Source organism: Virgibacillus sp. MG-45, from assembly GCF_036409425.1.
In the GTDB taxonomy this organism is placed as follows: domain Bacteria; phylum Bacillota; class Bacilli; order Bacillales; family Amphibacillaceae; genus LDC-1.
Window position 1 is genome coordinate 1 of the sequence record NZ_JAXOFU010000008.1, and the last position, 22,750, is coordinate 22,750.

The following is a 22,750-nucleotide window of genomic DNA, read 5'->3' on the forward strand; positions in this document are numbered from 1 at the left end:
ATTTTCTTGACGGAGAATGAAAAAATAATGCTTACACAGAATTCTTGACACTACCTCAAGCGCAGCCCAATTCGATCAAGAACCGCCCCAATTCGATCAAGAATCACCTCAATTCGATCAAGAACCACCCCAATTCGATCAACAACCGCCGAAACTCGAAAAGCCAATTGAGAATTCTGATTCAAGTGGCAACACAATGCTTGGTCCTGATGAAGGAACGAATAGGGAAGAAGGTTTTCCAGAAAAGCCGAAATACGTGGTAGAACCTGCAGATTATGTAACATATACGTATGACGCTGTAGGCAATCGCTTGACAGAAGAAGTCGACGGTGAAATTAAGAAATACTATTACAAAGAAAATAATCAATTAACAAAAACAGATGACCGCACCTTGAAATATGATGCGAATGGTAACGTCATTGAAGAAACCAATTTGTTTGAACAAAGATCCTATACGTACGATGCTGCAAATCGCATTCGTGCAGTGATGTTCGGGGATGATAGCTATGTTACGTATGGTTATGATGCTCTTGATCGCAAAGTATATCGTGAAAGTGGCATGTGGCGTTCACTTGGAAAACCAAATGGGGAAGGACATCCAGGCAAAGGCCATGGGCTCAACAAAGATAACCCGGGCAAAGGTCATGGAGTTAATAAAGATAATCCAGGTAAAGGAAATGGTAAAGGAAATGGAAATGGTGTTGGAACAGACAATCATCCAGGAAAAGTAAATGCCTGGGGGTTATATAAACAGGGACAAGGCAAGAAAAAAATGGAGGTCGTGGAAACACGTTACCTTTATGAAGGCTTAAGCCATCTTGTTCACAAAGAATATAGTCCGTCTGGTTCACCATATGCTTGGTGCGAACAATCGAATTGTGTCACAAAAGATGTTTGGTTACCATGGACGCAGCATCCCAGGCCATGATCCAACAATGAAAACTACTGGAGGCTTGATGTACTATCATTATGATGGGATGTCAACCGTAAGTGAATTGACTGATCGGCATGGTGCAGAAATTCAAAGCTATCGCTATGACGTATTTGGTGGGCTTGTAAATGGAATAACTGCACCATTTAATACGAATAGTTATACAGGTCATAGCTATGACCAAGATGTCGGTTTAATTGATATGCGAGCGCGTATGTATGATCCATCAACAGCTAGATTTTTACAAGAGGATACGTATGCAGGAGAGCTCAATACGCCATTAACACAGAATCGTTATTCGTATGTGATGAATAATCCGGTCAATTATTGGGATCCAACTGGGCGGGTTGCTGAAAATTTTGATACATCAGGAATTCCGGATTGGGTAAAAGCTCGTCAGGATAATTTCGAAACTAATCGAGACAATCAAACTAGAATGAGCGAGGAGTCTTGGACTTATCAAAATTATGAAAGGACTTATGGTTCAGACGTACGAAAACAAGTCACGGATAATCAAAGATACTTAACAGTTTATTATGAAATTGATGCAAGGGATACATGGTATTATGATTATACGAAGACGTTGTATAGACTCTATCCAGACGGAACGATTGATTTTGGTTCAAAAATAGTTGCGAACGATGAATCTGTGCAATATGTAGCCGAAGGAATAGTGAGTTGGGAAGAAAGCATTTCGGCTTCTGCAATCGCAAAGGGGAACCAAGCATTTCTATCTAAACATTATAAGATACCAGAAAATGCAACGTTTAACACGTTTTATACATGGGCCAAGGGGTCCTACAATGCGATATTCTTTGATAATCCATTAACGGTAAATGATTACCTGCAATTGATGAAAAGTGGAGAACAGAGTTTCTCAGGAATAAGACATTTGAATACAGATGCAGATCCGAATGGATTAATGTACTATGAATTTTCGGATGGTACAATCGTAAGAGAAAATCAATTTTATAAACAGCTTCCGAGAGAGGGTTTTGTTTCAGAAATTCCATTGAGTGCATCCCAACCATCTTGGGCTATCTTCTCAGATTTATGTGAATTATAATAGTTAATGAAGCCTTAGGAGATTAATTCTTTTAAGGCTTTTTTCATGGGGTGGAATGACGAATGAAAAGCACTTACAAATGATAATTCAAATAGCGACTATGCAAGAAGTTCCAAAAGCCTTTAGCAAAACCAAAAACGCCTCTATTCACTGTAAGATAAGATTGGTTTCCCGACCACATTATCTCACTTTAGAAAGAGGCGTGTCCTATGAAGAACAAGAGTATTTTAATACACTCGATTTGGAACTCACACATTGGTTAGAGGTTCCATCTTAAATTATCCTACAATTAGTAGAATCTCTTAAAGCCGTCGAAGTGTTTTTTCCAATAGTTACTGTTTAGATTCGATTTTGTTACACCGGTAGATGTTCCGGAGTGGATAAATTCATTGTTTCCGACATAGATTCCCATATGTGAAATGCCTGCTCGATAAGTACCAGAGAAGAATACAAGATCTCCGATTTGTGGTTTATTCACATAAAAGGAGCGATTATAATAGCCGTCGGTTGATAGACGATTGATGCCCATTCCGGCGTCTTTATATGCATAATAAATAAAGCCACTACAGTCAAACCCTTCAGGTGAAGAACCTGCCCACAAATATGGAGCGCCGATAAGGTTTTCAGCTGCATTCGTAAGCTTATTTACATTATAACTAACATTAGCGCTTGGTTTTTCATTTTGTTCAGTTGAACCGGTGTTCACTGTATTGCCATTCGTAGCGCTATTACTTTCAGTTGAACCGTTCGCTGTGGAAGAACCGCTACTAGAAGAAGGTTTACCATCACCAATTGTTAGCTTCTGCCCGATTAAAATGAGATCGGATTTTAGCTTGTTCCACTTTTTTAAGTTGGCGACAGTTACCCCATTACGTGCTGCGATTGCTGATAGTGTATCACCTGATTTAACAACGTAAACAGAGGAAGAGGCGACTTGCCCTTTACCAGAATTAGTAGTTCCACTGCTATTTCCACTACTTGCGTTAGAGCTAGCATTCCCTTTGTTTCCAGTATCCGTAGTAGACTTGCTGACAACGAAGACATTGCCAGGATAAATCAACGTAGAATTTAGGTTATTCAAACGCATTAATTCAGACAGTGAAATCTTATGCTTACTTGCAATTCCGCTTAGCGTATCCCCAGCTTTTACGGTATATGTAGTTGTTTTCGAAGGTGTGGGTTTTGCTGGTTGATTGTTTGGTTTATTGTTTTTGTTCGGTGTCTGATTGTCTGTAGCTGTTGTTTTGAGTAGTTGGTTCGGATAGATAAGATCACTTGTAAGGCTATTAACCTTCTTTAAGTTAGCAACACTTGTATTATATTTTTGGGCAATCGTCCACAATGAATCACCTGGCTGAACCTTGTAAGAGGCAGCCTCTGCTTCCTGTGCAGCTAACATACTGGAAGCAATCACAGCACTAGCAGTTACGGACATGTACATTTTTTTATTCGACAATGGACAAAACTCCCTTCATGTAATGTATTTCATGTATACAGAAAGTTCTATTATTATATCGGTTTTTAACAAAATTTGCTAGATTTAACCTAATTGTAGCATGATAAAAGCAGAAAGCAACTTTCTTTTCCAATTATTGTCGAAAAAACCGAAGCACGCTAATTAAAAGTACTAAAATCACTTATAAACCGTGCATTCCCTTCAGAATAACGATAGAAATATTTTAATTTATACTCTGTCTACTATTATTGTGAATTTTTTGTAAGATAGTATAATAAGATTGGTGCAAATATGCTTTTTAAAATGCATACATAAAATTGCATAGCCTAGGGCGTATAATAAAGGTGCAAGATATGAGATTGGTGAAACAGTACATCTGGTATTTTGTCTATTTTTGTCATAATTCAACAAGGAATTTCGAAAAAGCCATATAAAGGAAAGTGTAAATGTGCTATTATTCTAATAGACATTATGAAATAAAATTTGTTTGCGAAATTTGTCATTTTACTTGTTTTATTATGCCTATTTAAGGGGGGTTCAAGGTTGTCGTATAAATTAAGAATGGCATTATTAGTTCTGATGGATTCTTTCATTGTCAGTACGGCGATTTTTATTGCGGCCTGGATCGTTTATCCGAACATGGATACATCGGTTTTTAACATGCCTGCTTTAATTACTAGTGCCATTGCGCTTTTATTATTTCATCATTTATTTGCATTCATTTATAAACTTTATAATAAAGTGTGGGCCTATGCGAGTGTCGGTGAGCTCGTAGCGATTGTGCAATCAATCACATTATCAATCGTAGCAGCTGGAGTTGTGCAATACTTTGCAAATGACTTTTCGCTGTATCGCCGGGCGTTAATCGTAACGTGGATGCTACATATTATTTTAATCGGTGGATCTCGCTTTGTGTGGCGAATCTTCCGTGATCGGTACATAACAGAAGTAATGGATAAGAAACGTACTTTAATTGTAGGAGCAGGCTCTGCTGGTGCAATGATAGTAAGACAGTTGAAAAATAATCACCAGCAATCAGAGCTTCAACCAGTTGCATTCGTGGATGATGATTTATCAAAGCAAAAAATGCAACTGTATAACATCCCTGTTTTAGGAACTGTAACAGATATTCCGCAAATCGTAGAAAAGAAAAGCATTGAGCATATTGTCATTGCGATTCCATCCTTACGAAATGGTGCGCTAAATCGTATTATTCAGGAATGTAATAAAACAAATGCTAAAACACAGATGATCCCCAAAATAGAAGATATTATGACTGGGAAAGTGTCCGTGAGCCAATTGAAAAATGTTGAGGTAGAAGATTTGCTTGGACGAGAACCAGTAAACTTAGATATTGAAGCGATTTCGAAGAATGTGACGAATGCTACCATTCTAGTGACAGGTGCAGGAGGTTCGATCGGTTCGGAGATTTGCCGACAGCTCATGCGCTTTACGCCTAGTAAAATAGTACTATTAGGGCATGGGGAATATAGTATTTATTCGATTGAAATGGAGCTTCGCGAGAAATTTGGTGGCGTCGATACAGAAATAATACCTGTTATTGGTGATGTGCAGGATCGACAACGGATGTTTGAAATTGTGGAAATGTATCGGCCATCGAAAATATATCATGCAGCAGCACATAAGCATGTACCATTAATGGAATATAACCCACGAGAAGCAGTGAAGAATAATGTCCTTGGAACGAAAAATGTTGCAGAGGCAGCTGATACGTTTGGGGTAGATACATTCGTTCTTATTTCTTCAGACAAGGCGGTTAATCCGACGAATATCATGGGTTCAACAAAGCGTGTTGCTGAAATGGTTATTCAGGATTTGAGTCAACGAAGCAATACAAAATTTGTAGCGGTTCGCTTCGGGAATGTACTTGGAAGTCGCGGCAGTGTTATTCCATTGTTTAAAAAGCAAATTGCAAACGGTGGCCCGATTACAGTTACAGATCCAGAAATGACACGTTATTTCATGACGATTCCAGAAGCCTCTAGGTTGGTTATTCAAGCTGGGACGTTAGCCCGTGGTGGGGAAATTTTCGTGCTCGATATGGGTGAGCCGGTAAAAATCGTCGACCTTGCGAAAAATTTAATTAAGCTTTCTGGACTTTCAGAAGACGAAATTACCATTCATTTCACTGGGAAACGTCCGGGTGAAAAAATGTATGAAGAGCTATTAAATGAAAATGAAGTTCATTCCAAACAGGTTTTTGAAAAAATTTATATCGGTAAAACAAACGGGACAGATTTTTCTGTCGTAAATGAAATTCTTACAGGATTCCAGGATTTATCAGAAGAAGCATTGAAGAAGCTTCTCATTGATACAGCGAATCCAAAAAAACTAGAAAAAGTATAGTAAGTGGGGAAAAGATATGAATGAAATGGAAGAGACAATTAGTTTACAAGAAATAATAGAGAAGTTATGGAATGGCAAATGGATAATTATTGGGATTACGTTGGCCTTTTTTGTGCTTAGTGCAATTTATAGTTTTGTTATTGCAGATCCAGTATATAAGGGAACTGCAAAGGTGACAGTACATAATGTGTCAGCAGTACCCGAAACAATTCAACCATATATAAATGAGATGACAAAGCCAGAGATATTTAATCAGACAATGAAGTCTACAGTAGTAATCGAAAAAATTATTGAAACAGAGAAATTGGATTCAACTGTTTCGCAATTGCAAAACAGCTTAACAGTTCAGTTGCCGAAAGATGAAACAAGTTCTTTAATTACTGTTTCTATGGAAGGAACAGATAAAGAGAAGATTAAATCTGTGATTGATAGTGCAGTTCAGATTACACGCGAACAGTTAGGGGCAAACATACAATCAAGATTAACGGTAATGGAAAATGAATATAAAACGAAGATGGAAGAAGAAAATGAGCAATTAGCTCAGGCTGTAAATGAGTTTAACGAAATAAATGCTGGGGAAGGTTTACCTACTCTACTACTCTTTCAACAAAATGCCGCTAGTGGAAATTATATGCTTGAGGCAAACGAAGTCTTGCTTGAAGAATTAAAAAACTTAGATAAAAGTGACCAAGTAAAATATGAAAAAATAAACAAAAAGATAAATAATTTAACCTCCTTGTATAATTTTTATAGTGATAAGTATGATGAGGTCCGAAGTATTTCTACAATGAATATTGTTGATATTAGTTCGAATGTGCTTTCGGAAGCATTTGTGCCGAAGAATCCAATTGCTCCTAATAAAGTGTTAAATGTAGCTATGGCTTTAGTGTTAGGATTTATGATTAGTGTATTCGTTGTATTCATTAAACCGTATTTGGAATTGAAAAAGAATAAATAAAATCTCATATCTAAAAGGTAGGCGACAAAAATGAAATTTGCTGTAGTAGGTTGTGGAAGAATTGCCAAGAAACATGTGGAAGCGATACATAATGCAGAAGGTGCAGAGCTTTATGCATTATGCGATATTGATTCTGAACGATTAAATAATATGGCGAAGGAAAACAAGATAACGAATTTGTTTCAATCAGTGGAAGAAATGCTAAAAGATTCAAGTATAGATGTTGTCAATATATGTACACCAAACGCATCTCATGCTGATCTAGCGATAAAAGCAATCGAAGCTGGAAAGCATGTAATGATCGAAAAGCCGATTGCTACTACTGTAGAAGATGCAGAACGAATAATTCAAGCTGCTAAAAAACATAAAGTAAAAGCTACTGCTGTGCACCAAAACCGCTTTAATGAAGCAGTACAAAAAACAAGAAAAGCCTTTGAAGCTGGGAAATTCGGATCAATGTCACATGGCGTTGCTAGTATTCGTTGGAACCGTGATGAGCGATATTATGGACAAGATGAGTGGAGAGGTAAAATTGAACAGCAAGACGGTGTCCTTATGAACCAATGTATTCATAATATCGATCTATTAATCTGGATGATGGGATCCGTAAAGAAAGTAACTGGAAAAACAACTACTCGCTTTCGTGATATTGAGATGGAGGACGTAGGTACAGCGATCATAGAATTCGAAAGTGGCTCACTTGGTGTTGTTGAAGGGGCTGGAACGATTTATCCTACTAATTTAGAAGAAACTTTAAACTTATTTGGTGAAAAAGGTACAGTATGTATCGGTGGAATCGCAGTAAATAAGATTGAAAACTGGCGCTTTAGTGAGGATTTTTCAGAGGAAGAAGATGCTATTATAAAGGAGCAACAAGGGAATCCGCCGACGGTTTATGGATACGGGCATCAAATTATTGTAGAAGATATGATAGACGCAATTAAGAAGGATCGCGAGCCATACATAACGCTAGAAGACGGTAAAAAAGCTGTTGAAGTAGTGTTAGCGATTTACGAATCATCGAAAACTGGAAAAACGGTTGAATTATAAACACATCTACCTAATGGAGGAATTCTAATGACTACAAAAACAAGAAGCGAAGAAAATGTTCAACAACTCTTAGAAAAATTAAACAACAAAACCGCAGTAATTGGTGTTGTGGGTTTAGGTTATGTTGGATTACCGTTAGCAGTTGAAAAAGCAAAGTCAGGATATCATGTAATTGGATTCGATATACAACAAGAGCGTGTGGATGAAGTAAATAGAGGAAACAATTATATTGGTGATGTAGTAGACGCCGAATTAAGGCAAATTGTTGAAAATAAACACTTCACAGCGACAACAGATTATTCGTTAATTAAAGATGTTGATGCAGTTGCAATTGCTGTTCCTACACCATTAGATATGTATAAACAGCCAGATACATCATATGTAGAGAGTTCAGCGACAGAGATTGCAAAGTACCTTCAAAAAGGCGTATTAGTAGTTTTAGAGAGTACTACTTATCCAGGTACTACCGAAGAAGTATTAAAACCTATTTTAGAACAAAGCGGATTAACATGTGGGGAAGATTTTTTCCTTGCGTTTTCACCTGAAAGAGTTGATCCAGGAAACAAACAATTTAAGACAAAAAACACACCAAAGGTTGTTGGTGGAATAACTGAAAATTGTACAAAGGTAGCTGCTACAATGTATCGAAATGTGTTAGAAGGAGAAATTCATGAAGTCTCTTCTCCAGCAGTAGCAGAAATGGAGAAGATATTAGAAAATACCTTCCGTAATATTAATATTGGACTTGTAAATGAAATGGCAGTTCTATGTAATAAAATGGGTATTGATGTTTGGGAAGTCATTGATGCTGCTGCGACTAAGCCATATGGATTTATGCCATTTTATCCAGGACCTGGATTAGGTGGTCACTGTATTCCAATCGATCCTTGGTATTTAACATGGAAAGCACGTGAATATAATTACCATACAAAGCTAATTGAAACAGCTGGTGAAATTAATAACGAAATGCCAGATTACGTAGTGAAACGAGTAATGGAGATTTTGAATAAAGAAGGTAAGGCTCTAAATGGTTCGAATATCCTTGTGCTAGGAGTAGCTTACAAAAAAGATATAGATGATTATCGTGAATCTCCTGTTTTACCTATATTGGAAAAACTAGAAAATGCAGGTGCTGATTGGACAGTAGTAGATCCATATGTCAAAGAATTTAAGTATAAAAACAGTTTATTAAATCCTGTAAAAGAAGCTAATGTTGAAATGATTAAGAATGCGGATTTAGTCTTAATTGCTACAGATCATAGTGATTTTGATTACGAAAATATATTAAATCATTCAAAAGTCATTTTTGATACTAGAAACTCTATAAAAATAGATACAACCTATACTAATTACTATAAACTATAATTGAGTTGGTATTTATGTTGAAACGAATAATGTCAAATGACTTTAACAAAAATGTGATTAAATTAATGACAGGCGCTACAATAGCACAAGCGATTCCGATAGCTATTTCACCTATACTAACACGCTTATATACCCCAGAAGATTTTGGGGTATTGGCGTTGTTTGTGGCAATAACTGCAATATTAGGTTCGGTTGCTAATGCGAGGTACGATATGGCGATAGTCTTACCTAGCGACGATAAAGAGTCCATTAATCTAGTAGCGTTGTCAGTTTTAATAGCCACTTTAATAAGTATCATGTTGACAATAATATTACTTGTTTTTCATACCAGTATAATCCGTCTTTTAGATAATCCAGATATAGGGAACTGGCTATACTTTATTCCTCTGGTAGTGTTTTTTATTGGATTATTTAATGCGTTAAATCATTTAAATACTAGAATGAAGAGCTTTGGTGTTATTGCTAGAGTAAGGGTAATAAAGTCTGTATCTTTAGCTGCCGTTCAATTGGGTTTGGGTTTTTTGAAATATGGTGTTAGTGGGTTGATTTATGGTCAAATTATTTCTCATATTTTTGCAAATACAAGGCTACTAAAAAGAGTATTAGAAATTAAAGGATGGTATTCATATATAAAACTGAGTGAAATAATAAGATTAGGTAAAAGATATTCAGATTTTCCTAAATACTCTTTAATAGCTACTTTATCGAACAATTTAGCTATTCATTTGACTAATATTTTTATACCTATCTTATATTCTACTAAAACCTTAGGACATTACTCTTTAGTGAATAGAACTTTGGGATTACCTACCACAATGATTGGTACATCAATCGGACAAGTTTTTCTTCAAAAAGCAAGTGAAGAAAAAAATAAAACTGGATTAGTTAAGGATACATTTAATTCAACATTTAAAAAGCTAATTCTAATTTCTTTAATTCCTTTTACTTTTTTATTTTTCTTTTCAGAAGAACTTGTTAGTATTATTTTTGGAAAGGATTGGATTGAGGCAGGCCTTTACATGAAGTATTTACTGCCGCTGTTCTTTATACGATTTATAGCAAGTCCTTTAAGCAATATATTAATCGTCTTTGAAAGACAAAAGTTGCTCTTATATTGGCAAGTTGGGAATTTATTTATCTCATTTATTGTATTCTTTGTTTCTTATTTAAACAATCTAGAAGTTAAGAGTTTTTTCATCTTTAATACACTATGTTTATTATTTCATTATCTGTTACTATTGTTTATTGTATATAGATTAAGCGTCTATGGGGCAATAAAAGGAGTTGAATAAGTTATATTGTCGGGTGAAATGAGAGTGAGTTTATGGATCAAGTGAAATACCGTATAAATTTTTTAGTTTTAATACATGTGATAGCATTAGTGGGATTAATATTTCCTTATGGATTTCCTTTATATTCAATTTCTATTTTAGCATTTTGGGGATACTCTTTATTAAACAAAAGCGTTTCAATTAAAAATAATGTATTTATGATAATTATGTACTTATCAATTACTACATATATTGTTGGTGTATTCAATAGTGAGGGTGTTTTATACAATACTGTAATTAATGATTTGATTGGAATTTTTTCACTCTTGCTAATGGTGTTATCTACAGGGAAATTTACAATTCAGGAGTATACTGAAACTGTGAAGAGATTTTTAATAATATATGCACATGTTTCTTTATTTTTTGCTTTAATATCTCTTTTTAAATATTATTCTTTACTAAATAATAAACATATCCAATATTTTGAAGTTGAAGGGAGACCTTATCCATGGGGAACTGCATTAATGCCAGACTACAATATGTTTGCCTTAGCAATGCTAGTTGGTTTAGTTGCTACCTCATATTTAATAAAGAAATCTGAGCAGACAATTATGCAAGTATATGGAGTAGTTTCAAGTCTAATTATTTCATTAGCGATTTTATTTTCAGGTTCTCGTCGAGGGTGGATTGTGTTACTGTTTCTTGTATTCCTATTAATGTATCGATTTTTACAAAGGTTAAAAAACAATACTAGTAGGAAAAATAAGAAATTGATACTAACATTAGTATTAATTTGTATTTCATTTATTATAATATTTAAAACTCAATTTAACCTTTCAATAACTAACAGTTATGAATTTGAAAAGCTTCGATATAGATTTTCTACATTAGAGGATATATCAAGCAGTCTGAGTAGTAGAACTAGTAGGCTGGAAGATGGGATTTTGCTAATGAAGGATTTTAATATTGTTGAGTTTATTTTTGGGGAAGGTTTTTCCTATCTATCCTTCTATGGAGAGAAATACATTGGCCCTGGTTATGAAGAATATCCCCATAATCCCCTACTATCAGCGTTCTTATATTCGGGAATAATCGGTTTATTAGTTATGATAACACTCCTTGTTATTCCTATATTTAGAAGTCTATTAAGCAGATTGAGTATTGATTATATGATTATTTATTTAATCGTATTATTTTTTCTAATCCAATCTGCTAATTCTATATTTTCTACGAATATATTTTGGTTGATTTTACTAATTTACTGTTTGATTCCAGTTTATGAGAGGCGAGTGGTTAGACTTGAAAGTGATATCAATAGTTCTAAATAACTTTGTTAATGATTCTAGAGTTTTAAAAGAAGCGATTTCTTTGGAGAACAATGGATATGAGGTCAAGGTTGTGGCTCTTTATGAAGAAAACCTTAAGGAATTTGATATTCAATCCGGTGTTCATGTCCATCGCGTTAAGTTAAAAACAAGAAACTTATCTAAACACTTTTTGTTTCAAATAATAAAATATGTCGAATTTTCAATAAAGGTTCTTCAAGTATATAAAAAGGTAGATTTTATTCATGTTAATGATTTAGGACCGTTACCTTTAGCGGTTCTAATGAAAATTCTAAATAAGAATATTAATATAGTTTATGATGCACATGAATATCAAACAGAAGTTAAAGGTCTTGGGAAATTCCGAAAAAAGATAATGAAAATGACTGAGAAATTGTTAATTAAAAAAACTGATTCTGTAATAACTGTTAGTCCAAGTATTGCAAATGAATATGTTAAATTGTATAACATATCAAAGCCTAAATTAGTTTTAAACTGTCCAAACTACAGAAGCGTTAAAAGGTCTGATTTATTTAGAGAGAGGTTTAATATTGGTGAAGAAAAAAGAATTTTCTTGTATCAAGGAGCTTTAGCAAGTGGCAGACAAATAGAATTATTACTAGAATCTTTTTCTAATCTATTAGAGACTAATGCTGTATTAGTTATAATGGGAAATGGTGTTTTACAGGAACTTGTAAAAGATTATGAAAAGAAATACGATAATATATTTTATCATGAAGCTGTTAACCCTGAAATTGTGCTTGATTATACAGTTTCTGCAGACATAGGTTTTGCATTATTAGAAGATTCTTGCTTAAACCATTCATATGCCTTACCAAATAAATTTTTTGAATATATTATGGCTGGATTACCGGTTGTTACAAATAATTTGCCTGAATTAGGATACATGGTTCAGAGTAATGCGGTTGGTTGGGTATTAGGTGATTTAACTGTAAATGATTTGATTAAAGTTGTTAAGAAAATAGTTTCTGATGAAGAATATATGGAATATAGAAAAAACACACGTGAAATGGCACGCAATTACTGTTGGGAGAAACAAGAAAAGAATTTAATTTCAGCCTATAGTAGTGACTATAAATAATTGGGATTGATGAAAATGAAAATATGCCATTTGACTTCTGTACACAAACCAGAAGATATTAGGATTTTCTTTAAAGAATGCACATATCTTGCACAAGAAAATCATGAAGTAAATTTAATAGCTCCGTCTTCAAATAGTTACCAGAAAAATTCTGTTAAAGTACATGGAATAAGTAATAACTATACTAATCGTTTGGATAGATTTTTTCGATTTTCAAAGCGAATCCTTCAAAAGTGTGAAGAGATTGATGCTGATATCTATCACTTTCATGATCCAGAGTTAATACCGGTTGGTAAAAAATTAAAAAAAAGTGGAAAAGTTGTATTTTATGATATACACGAAGACGTCCCTAGACAAATACTTACTAAACATTGGATACCTATTTATATTAGAAAAATCATTTCTTTTTCTTTTGAAAAGTATGAAAATTATTCTGTGAGGTTCTTTGATGCTTTAATTTGTGCAACTCCATATATTAGACAAAGATTTCATAATCTTAATCCTATGGTTATAAATGTAAATAATTATCCGATTTCATTTGAATTGTTTAGTAATAATAATCGATTAAAAAACCCTCCATATTTAGTATCTTATATTGGGGGTATATCAGAAAGTCGTGGAAGTTATGCAATGATAAAAGCGATTTCGAAAACAGATGCAATATTAGAGTTAGCAGGGAATTTTCAAAGTGATAGAGAAGAAACTGAACTTAAAAAGCACGAAGGTTGGTCAAGTGTTAACTTTTATGGGTTTGTTGGAAGAGAAGAAATTAAGAATATCTTAAATCGTTCTTTAGCTGGTTTAGTTGTTTTGGAGCCAAAAAAAAATTATGTGGACTCTTTACCAATTAAGATGTTCGAATACATGGCAGCAGGAGTTTGCGTAATTGCTTCAAATTTTCCGTTATGGAAGGAAATTATTGAAGGAAATAACTGCGGAATATGTGTAGATCCCCTGAACGTAGAGGAAATAGCAGAAGCTATACAGTGGGTAGTAGATAACCCCATTGAGGCGCAAAAAATGGGAGAGAACGGTAGAAGGGCTGTAGAAGAGAAGTATAATTGGGAAAGGGAAAGCGAAAAACTAATCCAATTATACAATGATTTGGAGAAGGAGATTAAATAGTATGAGAAAAGTAAAAATGCTTGATTTATCAGAACAATATAGCAACATGCGAGATGAGATGCTTCAGACCATTGATGAAGTTATTGGCTCATCACAATTTATATTAGGTAGTCATGTTAAGAAGTTAGAGAATGATATTGCACAATTCAGTAATGTTTCGAATGGAATTGGTGTTGGAAATGGTTCAGATGCAATACATATCGCACTACAAGCTGCAGGAATAAAAGAAGGAGATGAAGTAATTACTACACCATTTACTTTCTTTGCCACTGCAGGTTCCATTGTAAGAGCAGGTGCAGTACCAGTATTTGTTGATATTGATCCTATAACATTTAATATTGATCCTGAAAAAATTGAAGATGCAATTACTAATAAAACAAAAGCCATTATTCCAGTACATTTATATGGACAAATGGCTGACATGGATAAAATAGCTGTTATTGCACAAAAATACGAGCTTGCCATAATCGAAGACGCGGCTCAGGCGATTGGTGCAGAATATAATGGTAAAAAACCTGGTGAAATTGGTACAGCAGCAACATATAGTTTCTTCCCAACAAAAAACTTGGGTGCATATGGTGACGGTGGAATGATCGTTACCTCTGATGATAGTGTTGCTGAGAAGAGTAGGGTGATACGTGTTCATGGAAGTAAGCCTAAATATTATCACCATGTTCTGGGTTATAATAGTAGACTTGACGAAATCCAAGCTGCTATTTTAAATGTGAAATTTAAAAAATTGCCTGATTTCGGGAAACAAAGAAGAGAACGAGCATCTTTTTATTCGCAAGGTCTAAAGGGTATATCGAATTTTGTCACAACTCCGGTTGAAAAAGAAGGGAACTACCATGTTTTTCATCAATATACGCTTCGGGTAAGTAAAAGAGATGAATTGCAGCAATTCTTAAAAGAAAACGGAATAGATTCGATGATATATTATCCGATGCCACTTCATGTGCAGCCGGTTTTTGAGAATTTAGGCTATAAAAAAGGAGATTTTCCTCTAGCTGAAAAAGCAGCAGAAGAAGCATTGTCATTACCAATGTATCCTGAATTAAAACAAGAAGATCAAACGTATGTCATTGAGAAGATTATTGAATTTTATAAGGAATAGGTGATTTTTTGAAACTCTTAACTATAGCAGGAACTCGACCGCAACTTGTTAAAGTAGCTGCTGTTTCACGCGAGCTTAGAAAAGAATTTACTGAGGTATTAGTAAATACAGGGCAACACTATGATTATAATATGGCAGGTGTGTTTTTCGAACAATTAAATATACCTAAACCTGACTATGATTTAGGTGTCGGATCAATGGCGCATGGAAAACAAACCGCAAATATGATGATTAAAATTGAAGAAGTGGTAGAAATAGAAAAGCCAGATGCAATGGTTGTATATGGTGATACTAATTCAACATTGGCCGGAGCTTTAGTTGCCAGTAAATTACACATTCCAGTAATTCATATTGAGGCTGGTCTAAGAAGTTATAATAAGAAAATGCCTGAGGAAATCAATCGTGTAATGACGGATCACATTTCTGATGTCTTGTTCGCACCAACTGATTTAGCAGTGAGTAATTTAAGAAAAGAAAATATTATACAAGGTATCTATCAAATAGGCGATGTTATGTATGATGCGGTATTGTATAATTTGAATCTTGCTGAAGAACAGCATCAACTAGAGGACTATGATTTAATATCCAAACAATTTATCTTGGGAACAATACACAGAGCGGAAAACACAGATAATATTGAACGAATGACTGCTATAGTAGATGCTTTTACTAAAATAAACTATAAGGTATTTCTTCCACTTCACCCACGAACTAAGAATAAATTGGAGGAATATAATTTATTAGAGACCTTAAATCAAGCGGATAACATAACAATTGCTGAACCGATATCATACTTAGAAATGCTTTTATTAGAAAAGCATGCATTTGCAATTGTAACTGATTCCGGAGGAGTTCAAAAAGAGGCGTACTTTGCAAAAGTCCCTTGTTTTACCTTAAGAGATGAAACTGAATGGGTCGAAACAATCAATACCGGGTGGAATACGTTAGTTAATCCACAAATGGATGATTTAGCTAAGTCTATTACATCTTTTCAACCACAAGAATATATTGATAATCTATATGGCGATGGAAGAGCGGGGAAAAAGATAACTGAAATTATTAAAACACATTTTAACATAGAGACAGAGGAGGTTAGGTGATGGCTGATACTCAAGTTGGAAATAATGTAGTAATCGAAGAAAATGTAACTCTTGGAAAGAATGTCATTATTGGAAATAATGTAGTGATCTATTCTGGTACGAAAATCGGGGATAATGTCATCATTCAAGATAACGCGGTTATTGGTAAACAACCAACAAGAGCAAAAGCTTCAATCCTACCAGAAACAAACCAACTCCCTCCTGCTATTATTGGTTCAGAAGTTACTATAGGAACTTCTGCTATTATTTATGCGAATTGTAAGCTTGGTGATAACGTCTTTGTAGCTGATCTAGCCACGGTACGTGAAAGAGTTGAAGTAGGAGAATACACAATAATCGGACGTGGAGTTGCTGTGGAAAATGATTGTACCGTTGGAAAACGTTGCAAACTAGAAACGAATTGTTATATCACCGCATACTCATCTATCGAAGATTATGTATTTATCGCACCTTGTGTTGTAACTACGAACGATAACTACATGGCAAGAACGAAAGAACGTTTTAACAATTTTAAAGGGGTTACTATAAAAACAGGTGGTAGGATAGGAGCGAATGCAACTATACTTCCAGGTAAAGTTATTGAAGAAGATGGAACTATTGCTGCTGCTAGTGTAGTAACTAAAGATGTATATAGAGAAGAATTAGTTGTCGGTTCACCTGCTAAAAAAATACGTAATGTACCTGATGAGCAGTTGTTGCGTAATCAAGAGAGGTAGAGAGTGTGAATATCTGGATATTTAATCATTATGCAGTAGGGCCGAATAGTAGTGGAGGAACTAGGCACTTTGATTTGGCGAAGCAACTTGTTAAAAACGGCCATCGAGTTACTATTTTTGCTTCTTCTTATAATCATCAAACACTTGAGGAAGAGCAATTTAAAGAAGAAAATGACTTCTTTAAAGAAAAGGAATACGATGGAGTAAAATTCATTTGGATAAAAACTATTGCCTATAAAAAGAATGACTATAAGAGAGTTTTAAATATGTTAGGGTATACAAGGAAGTCTCTAAAAATTGGGAAGCAGCATAGAGAAAGACCAGATATCGTTATAGGATCCTTGGTTCATCCGCTTGCGGCATATGTTGGATATAAAATCTCAAGACATTATAAAAGTGTTTTTTATTTTGAAGAACGTGATTTATGGCCACAAACTCTTTTAGACCTTGGAAAATACTCTGAATATAATCCTCTAATTATTTTGATGGCAAAAGTTGAAAAATTTCTTTTTAAAAAAGCAGACAAAGTAATTGTTTTATTTGATAAAGCAGTTAAATATGTTGAAACAAAAGGAATTCCTAAAGAAAAAATTCTTTATATACCAAATGGCTATGACATAAAAAGAACTTCTAATGGAATAGAAGTGTCTGAAGAAATTAACAATCTTTTTCAAAGATTAGAGGGACAAATAATAGGAATATACACAGGGGCACACGGCATAGCTAATAATTTAGACGTTATCCTTGATAGTGCAAAAGTCTTGCAAGACAGAGATGTTCCTGTTTCATTTATATTAATTGGTAATGGGACAGAGAAAGAGAGATTAGTTGCAAGAGCAAGAGATGAAAAAATAGAAAATATATATTTTATTAGTTCGGTTCCAAAAGAAATGATACCAAGTATTTTAAAAAAGGCTAATGTTGGTCTATTACCTTTAGCAGATTCTCCTGTATTTAAGTGGGGGATAAGTCCAAATAAGTTATTCGATTACATGGGTTCCGAGTTACCGGTATTGTTATTGTGTGATTTAGATGGTACTCCGGTGGAATTAGCAGATGGCGGGAAGGTTATTAGACGGAACTTTGTAGATGGAACTGTAAATTTCTTTAGTGAGATTGATGCTGATAACCTAAAAAAACTAGGAGCTAATGGAAAGAAATACGTTGAAGAAAATCATTCATGGAATATTCTTGCTTCTATATTAGAACAACAAATGATTGAGGATTTAAACAATAAATAATCGATTTAAGAAGGTGAGCATTATTAAAAGATTATTTGATATTATCATTTCTTTCATTCTAGTATTGGCTCTATCCGTAATACTTATAATTACTGCTTTAGTAGTGAGGAATAAATTAGGGTCTCCTATTATCTTTAAACAAAAACGTCCAGGGAAAAATGGAAAACCTTTTTATGTGTATAAATTTCGCACAATGACAGATGAAAAGGATCAACATGGACAACTACTTCCAGATAACAAACGATTAACAAAGGTAGGAAGGGTTATACGCAAATTATCTTTAGACGAATTACCTCAGTTATTTAATGTTTTGAAAGGTGATTTAAGTTTGGTAGGGCCGCGTCCGTTGTTAATGGAATATTTACCCTTGTATTCTCAAGAACAAGCCCGGCGACATGAAGTGCGCCCAGGTATTACTGGGTGGGCACAGGTGAATGGTCGAAATGCAATTAGCTGGGAAGAAAAATTCAAATTAGATGTTTGGTATGTCGATAATCGAAGCTTTTGGTTAGATATAAAAATACTATTTTTAACTGCTTTGAAAGTTTTAAAATCAGAGGGTGTTAATCAAGACGAGCAGACCCCTATGAAGAAATTCGAAGGAAATAATTGTGAGAAGGTATCTTCAAATGGATAAAATTATTTTAATAGGTGCGGGTGGACATAGTAAAGTTATAAAAGATATTATATTAGCTACACCTAACTTTGAATTATATGGAGTTGTAGATGACGCTATCAATGAAACGCATATCATTAACGGGGTAACGTTTTCTAATACTTCTTTGTTAAGAGAAATCGATGTATATAAATATATGTTCTTGATTGCTATAGGAAATAATGATACGCGGAAAAGATTAGTAAATTCATTATCAATTCCAGAACAACGATTTGCGACAGTGATTCATCCAAGTGCAACTATTAGTAAAACGGCAAATATCGGTAGAGGAACTGTAATAATGCCCCAGGTAGTTATTAATGCGGATACAATTATTGGAGAGCATTGTATAATAAATACTGGATCCATTATTGAACATGATAATAAAATTGGTAATTATGTTCATGTATCACCAAGTGCGACATTAACAGGTTCGGTTTCTGTTGGAGAAGGGGCTCATATAGGAGCGGGATCTACTGTGATTCCTTCAAAAGCTATAGGGAAATGGACGACAATTGGGGCTGGAGCAGTAGTTATTAATGACATTAATAGTAAAACTATCGCTGTAGGGGTTCCAGCAAGAGAAATAAATTCAATTGAAAAGAGATGACTAGTAATGGTTATGCCACAAGAAGATAGAATCTTCCTCTCATCTCCTCACATGAGTGGAAATGAGCAAAAGTATATACAAGAGGCATTCGACTTAAATTGGATAGCACCTCTTGGTAATAACGTTGAGGGCTTCGAACGTGAACTAGCTCAGTATAATGATATAGCAGGTACTGCCGTTGTTACTTCGGGAACAGCAGCAATTCATTTAGCATTAAGAATGTTAGGAGTTGAGCGGAATGATACCGTTTTTTGTTCTTCTTTAACATTTATTGCTAGTGTAAATCCCATCATATATCAAGGTGCAAAGCCAGTATTTATCGACTCTGAACTTGATTCGTGGAATATGTCCCCTCAAGCATTAGAACGAGCATTTGAAGATGCTAAACGCAAGGGAGAAATGCCTAAGGCAGTCATCGTAGTTCACTTATATGGACAAAGCGCCAAAGTTGATGAAATTAAAGAAATTTGTGATACGTATCATGTTCCACTGATTGAAGATGCAGCAGAATCATTAGGAAGTACATATAAAGGGAAGAAAAGTGGAACCTTGGGTAAAATAGGGATTTTCTCATTCAATGGTAATAAAATCATTACTACATCTGGTGGAGGGGCGCTAATTTCAGAAGATGAACAGATGTTACAAAAAGCTAGATTTTTAGCTACACAGGCGAGAGATCAGGCTATACATTATCAGCATAGTGAACTAGGTTATAACTACCGAATGAGTAATATTGTGGCGGGAATTGGACGAGGTCAGTTAGAAGTTTTGGATGAGCGAGTGAATCAACGCCGTGCAGTATTTGAAAGATATTATAAAGCATTTAAAGACATACCAGGCATAGCATTCCAACCTGAATTAGAAAATAGTCGATCAAATCGATGGTTGACAGCTTTAACGATAGATTCGAAGCAAACGGGTGTATCAAGAACGGAAATTATCCAAAAGCTAGCTGAGGAAAATATAGAGGCACGCCCTGTTTGGAAGCCGATGCATTTACAACCTTTATTTGCAGGTTTATTGTACTATCCTCATGAAGTAGAGAATAGTGTTTCTGATTTCTTATTTGAAAATGGTCTTTGTTTGCCAAGTGGATCAAATTTGAGTGAAGAACAACAAAATAAAGTGATAGCTATGGTTCTAGATATGCTCAAAAAATGAATTTAAGTAGTAATCGTATTATAAATGGCTCTTCAGCATGAATTTGCTTTGAAGAGCTTCTCTATTGGACTAATTCTTTATATGAAATCTAGTTCCGTTCTAATTATATGGTTATTTTTTACCAATTTAACAAATTTTTGAAGGGATTTGCGTCCTCTAAGGAGAACATAATATATGACTAGTTTTATAGATTATATATTATGGGGGAGGTGAGTTCCAATATGAAGCAGCCGAAATTTTCGTTTGAGGATATCTTTGAGCAAAATAAGAATCGCGTATACTATCAAATGCACAGATTAGGAATATGGAATGATCCATGGCGAGAATATTTTCAAGAGGGAACGTTCGCGTTATGGAACGCTTATCAGAAATACCAACCAGATAAAGGCCCCTTATCCACATACTTCAACTATATTATCCGCTACCGATTAATCGACCTGCTAGAAAAAGAGGCCCGGCAAAGAGAACGTCAAGCCAAAATCACCCAGGAAGAAATCATAAACATAGATCATGGTAACCGTTATGGGAATAAGAAATATCCGCTTGTTGAAATAGCTAATGAGTCTGTTCAAGATGTCCAGTGGGAAAGAATTAAATCAATGCTTACGGACAAACAGTGGAAATGGATTGATTACTATATAATTCAAGACATGTCAGTCGAAGAAATTGCAGTTCGAGAAAATGTGCATGTAGAAGCAGTGAAAAGCTGGGGTAGAGGAGTACGAAAGAAACTTCAAAACGAAAAATGGTTAAAGGAATAAGATGATGGTCAACATTTTACATGTGAAATTCAAGCTTATCCAATAGGATTAATCACTTCATATAGCATACACGTTGCTGAGTGTGAGGAATCATTAAAAACCGGAGCTTATCCATAATGGCTTCGGTTTTTACATGTGCGGGCGAATAAAAGGAAGTACAATTATTTTAGTTAATTTTACTAATGGGCTTTTATTAAGCTACTCCCTTAAGAAAAACGTAATAAATGTCGAAAATAGAAGAAAGACGTATTGTTGAACGATGGTTTATAATAGACGTATAGCTTTAATAGAAAACAAAATGTTGAATAGAATTTTACTAGTATTAGGAGTGTGTCATACATAATGAAAAATATATTAGTAACGGGAGCAGATGGCTTTATTGGGAGCCATTTAACAGAAGAGCTTGTAAAAAAAGGGCATAAGGTAAAGGCGTTTGCTTATTATAATTCCTTTAATACGTGGGGGTGGCTAGATACACTTCCGAAAGAAATAATGAAGGAAGTCGAAGTTTTTACAGGAGATGTGCGTGATCCGAATGGAGTGAAGGAAGCGATGAAAGGGATGGATGAGGTGCATCATTTAGCAGCGCTTATCGCCATTCCATTTAGCTATCATTCACCAGATACATATGTAGATACGAATATTAAAGGGACGTTAAATGTGCTTCAGGCTGCTAGAGATCTAGAAACTTCTCGACTGCTTGTTACATCAACATCGGAAGTTTACGGGACAGCACAGTACGTTCCGATTGATGAAAAACATCCATATCAAGGACAATCGCCTTATTCTGCAACGAAAATCGGGGCAGATCGCTTGGCAGAATCTTTTTATCGTAGCTTTAATTTACCTATTACTATTGTTCGTCCGTTCAATACGTATGGACCAAGGCAATCAGCGCGTGCAGTCATTCCAACGATTATTACTCAATTGCTCGCAGGCAAAGAGGAAATTGAGCTTGGTGCGCTGTCACCGACGCGCGATTTTAATTACGTAAAAGACACGGTTAATGGATTTATCGAAATCGCAAATACAGATAAAACGATAGGCGAAGAGATTAATATTGCGACACAGCAAGAAATCTCTATTGGTCAATTAGCAGAAGAGCTTATCAAGCAAATTAATCCAAATGCAAAAATCCGCTGTGATGAAGAGCGTTTACGTCCGGAAAATAGTGAGGTCAACAGATTACTCGGTGCTAATGAAAAGATTAAACGACTAACGAACTGGAAGCCGAATTATACATTTGAAGAAGGACTTGCTGAAACGATTGCATTTTTTAAAGATCATTTAGATAAATACAAAGCTGATATTTATAACATCTAGGCGTTCTAACCTTGTAGCTCTAATTTAACGAAGGAGGATGTTGCTCGAGTCAT

General features: G+C 34.8%; 21 protein-coding genes. 19 read left to right on the forward strand and 2 right to left on the reverse strand.

Annotated elements, in window-relative coordinates:
- Positions 1–50 precede the first annotated feature (50 nt).
- On the reverse strand, positions 51–185 hold the full coding sequence (locus SPK86_RS09765; protein WP_330949241.1) for a hypothetical protein: 135 nt from the start codon (positions 183–185) through the stop codon (positions 51–53).
- 11 nt (positions 186–196) lie between these two features.
- Between SPK86_RS09765 and SPK86_RS09770 the strand changes: the two genes are divergently transcribed.
- Both SPK86_RS09770 and SPK86_RS09775 read left to right on the forward strand, forming a co-directional pair.
- Positions 197–928, forward strand: coding sequence for an RHS repeat domain-containing protein (locus tag SPK86_RS09770; protein ID WP_330949242.1), 732 nt, complete (start codon positions 197–199; stop codon positions 926–928).
- Positions 891–1,997: an RHS repeat-associated core domain-containing protein gene (locus tag SPK86_RS09775; RefSeq protein WP_330949243.1), complete on the forward strand. Its 1,107-nt coding sequence runs from the start codon at positions 891–893 to the stop codon at positions 1,995–1,997. The genes SPK86_RS09770 and SPK86_RS09775 overlap by 38 nt, the downstream gene beginning before the upstream one ends.
- 289 nt (positions 1,998–2,286) lie before the next feature.
- Here the strand turns inward: SPK86_RS09775 and SPK86_RS09780 are convergent, their stop codons facing one another.
- On the reverse strand, positions 2,287–3,453 hold the full coding sequence (locus SPK86_RS09780) for a C40 family peptidase (protein WP_330949244.1): 1,167 nt from the start codon (positions 3,451–3,453) through the stop codon (positions 2,287–2,289).
- A 543-nt stretch (positions 3,454–3,996) separates the two neighbouring features.
- On the opposite strand from SPK86_RS09780, the gene SPK86_RS09785 reads away from it, so the two are divergent.
- From SPK86_RS09785 to SPK86_RS09865, 17 genes are all read left to right on the forward strand, one after another.
- Complete coding sequence (locus tag SPK86_RS09785) at positions 3,997–5,820, forward strand: nucleoside-diphosphate sugar epimerase/dehydratase (RefSeq protein WP_330949245.1); 1,824 nt, start codon at positions 3,997–3,999, stop codon at positions 5,818–5,820.
- Positions 5,821–5,836: 16 nt separating this feature from the next.
- On the forward strand, positions 5,837–6,778 hold the full coding sequence (locus SPK86_RS09790; RefSeq protein WP_330949246.1) for a Wzz/FepE/Etk N-terminal domain-containing protein: 942 nt from the start codon (positions 5,837–5,839) through the stop codon (positions 6,776–6,778).
- A 30-nt stretch (positions 6,779–6,808) separates the two neighbouring features.
- Positions 6,809–7,828 (forward strand): Gfo/Idh/MocA family protein, encoded by a 1,020-nt coding sequence (locus SPK86_RS09795; protein ID WP_330949247.1) that lies wholly within the window; start codon positions 6,809–6,811, stop codon positions 7,826–7,828.
- A gap of 27 nt (positions 7,829–7,855) precedes the next feature.
- Positions 7,856–9,193: a nucleotide sugar dehydrogenase gene (locus SPK86_RS09800; protein ID WP_330949248.1), complete on the forward strand. Its 1,338-nt coding sequence runs from the start codon at positions 7,856–7,858 to the stop codon at positions 9,191–9,193.
- Positions 9,194–9,207: 14 nt separating this feature from the next.
- Positions 9,208–10,485, forward strand: a complete 1,278-nt coding sequence (locus tag SPK86_RS09805) for a lipopolysaccharide biosynthesis protein (protein WP_330949249.1) — start codon at positions 9,208–9,210, stop codon at positions 10,483–10,485.
- A 32-nt stretch (positions 10,486–10,517) separates the two neighbouring features.
- Entirely contained in the window at positions 10,518–11,792 is a 1,275-nt protein-coding gene (locus SPK86_RS09810) for an O-antigen ligase family protein (RefSeq protein ID WP_330949250.1), read from the forward strand.
- Complete coding sequence (locus tag SPK86_RS09815; protein ID WP_330949335.1) at positions 11,770–12,891, forward strand: glycosyltransferase; 1,122 nt, start codon at positions 11,770–11,772, stop codon at positions 12,889–12,891. Before SPK86_RS09810 ends, SPK86_RS09815 begins: the two co-directional genes overlap by 23 nt.
- Before the next feature lie 15 nt (positions 12,892–12,906).
- Entirely contained in the window at positions 12,907–14,016 is a 1,110-nt protein-coding gene (locus tag SPK86_RS09820; RefSeq protein WP_330949251.1) for a glycosyltransferase family 4 protein, read from the forward strand.
- A gap of 1 nt (position 14,017) precedes the next feature.
- The gene (locus tag SPK86_RS09825) at positions 14,018–15,130 is read left to right on the forward strand and encodes a DegT/DnrJ/EryC1/StrS family aminotransferase (protein WP_330949252.1); all 1,113 of its coding nucleotides are present in this window, start codon (positions 14,018–14,020) and stop codon (positions 15,128–15,130) included.
- A gap of 8 nt (positions 15,131–15,138) precedes the next feature.
- Positions 15,139–16,230: a non-hydrolyzing UDP-N-acetylglucosamine 2-epimerase gene (gene wecB / locus SPK86_RS09830; protein WP_330949253.1), complete on the forward strand. Its 1,092-nt coding sequence runs from the start codon at positions 15,139–15,141 to the stop codon at positions 16,228–16,230.
- Entirely contained in the window at positions 16,230–16,946 is a 717-nt protein-coding gene (locus SPK86_RS09835; protein ID WP_330949254.1) for an acyltransferase, read from the forward strand. The genes wecB and SPK86_RS09835 overlap by 1 nt, the downstream gene beginning before the upstream one ends.
- 5 nt (positions 16,947–16,951) lie before the next feature.
- Positions 16,952–18,187, forward strand: coding sequence for a glycosyltransferase family 4 protein (locus tag SPK86_RS09840; RefSeq protein ID WP_330949255.1), 1,236 nt, complete (start codon positions 16,952–16,954; stop codon positions 18,185–18,187).
- Positions 18,188–18,200: 13 nt separating this feature from the next.
- Positions 18,201–18,824, forward strand: a complete 624-nt coding sequence (locus tag SPK86_RS09845; protein WP_330949256.1) for a sugar transferase — start codon at positions 18,201–18,203, stop codon at positions 18,822–18,824.
- Complete coding sequence (locus tag SPK86_RS09850; RefSeq protein ID WP_330949257.1) at positions 18,817–19,452, forward strand: acetyltransferase; 636 nt, start codon at positions 18,817–18,819, stop codon at positions 19,450–19,452. The genes SPK86_RS09845 and SPK86_RS09850 overlap by 8 nt, the downstream gene beginning before the upstream one ends.
- Positions 19,453–19,458: 6 nt before the next feature.
- Complete coding sequence (locus SPK86_RS09855) at positions 19,459–20,613, forward strand: DegT/DnrJ/EryC1/StrS family aminotransferase (protein ID WP_330949258.1); 1,155 nt, start codon at positions 19,459–19,461, stop codon at positions 20,611–20,613.
- A 221-nt stretch (positions 20,614–20,834) separates the two neighbouring features.
- A complete protein-coding gene (locus tag SPK86_RS09860) occupies positions 20,835–21,374 on the forward strand; it encodes a sigma-70 family RNA polymerase sigma factor (RefSeq protein WP_330949259.1) in 540 nt (179 codons plus the stop codon).
- Positions 21,375–21,716: 342 nt separating this feature from the next.
- Positions 21,717–22,697 (forward strand): NAD-dependent 4,6-dehydratase LegB, encoded by a 981-nt coding sequence (locus SPK86_RS09865; protein WP_330949260.1) that lies wholly within the window; start codon positions 21,717–21,719, stop codon positions 22,695–22,697.
- Positions 22,698–22,750: the final 53 nt, after the last annotated feature.

Coding starts and splice junctions, on each gene's coding strand:
- SPK86_RS09770 (WP_330949242.1), top strand. CDS start 197: ATGCTTGGTCCTGATGAAGGAACGAATAGGGAAGAAGGTTTTCCAGAA.
- SPK86_RS09775 (WP_330949243.1), top strand. CDS start 891: ATGTTTGGTTACCATGGACGCAGCATCCCAGGCCATGATCCAACAATG.
- SPK86_RS09790 (WP_330949246.1), top strand. CDS start 5,837: ATGAATGAAATGGAAGAGACAATTAGTTTACAAGAAATAATAGAGAAG.
- SPK86_RS09795 (WP_330949247.1), top strand. CDS start 6,809: ATGAAATTTGCTGTAGTAGGTTGTGGAAGAATTGCCAAGAAACATGTG.
- SPK86_RS09800 (WP_330949248.1), top strand. CDS start 7,856: ATGACTACAAAAACAAGAAGCGAAGAAAATGTTCAACAACTCTTAGAA.
- SPK86_RS09805 (WP_330949249.1), top strand. CDS start 9,208: ATGTTGAAACGAATAATGTCAAATGACTTTAACAAAAATGTGATTAAA.
- SPK86_RS09810 (WP_330949250.1), top strand. CDS start 10,518: ATGGATCAAGTGAAATACCGTATAAATTTTTTAGTTTTAATACATGTG.
- SPK86_RS09820 (WP_330949251.1), top strand. CDS start 12,907: ATGAAAATATGCCATTTGACTTCTGTACACAAACCAGAAGATATTAGG.
- SPK86_RS09825 (WP_330949252.1), top strand. CDS start 14,018: ATGAGAAAAGTAAAAATGCTTGATTTATCAGAACAATATAGCAACATG.
- SPK86_RS09835 (WP_330949254.1), top strand. CDS start 16,230: ATGGCTGATACTCAAGTTGGAAATAATGTAGTAATCGAAGAAAATGTA.
- SPK86_RS09850 (WP_330949257.1), top strand. CDS start 18,817: ATGGATAAAATTATTTTAATAGGTGCGGGTGGACATAGTAAAGTTATA.
- SPK86_RS09855 (WP_330949258.1), top strand. CDS start 19,459: ATGGTTATGCCACAAGAAGATAGAATCTTCCTCTCATCTCCTCACATG.
- SPK86_RS09860 (WP_330949259.1), top strand. CDS start 20,835: ATGAAGCAGCCGAAATTTTCGTTTGAGGATATCTTTGAGCAAAATAAG.
- SPK86_RS09865 (WP_330949260.1), top strand. CDS start 21,717: ATGAAAAATATATTAGTAACGGGAGCAGATGGCTTTATTGGGAGCCAT.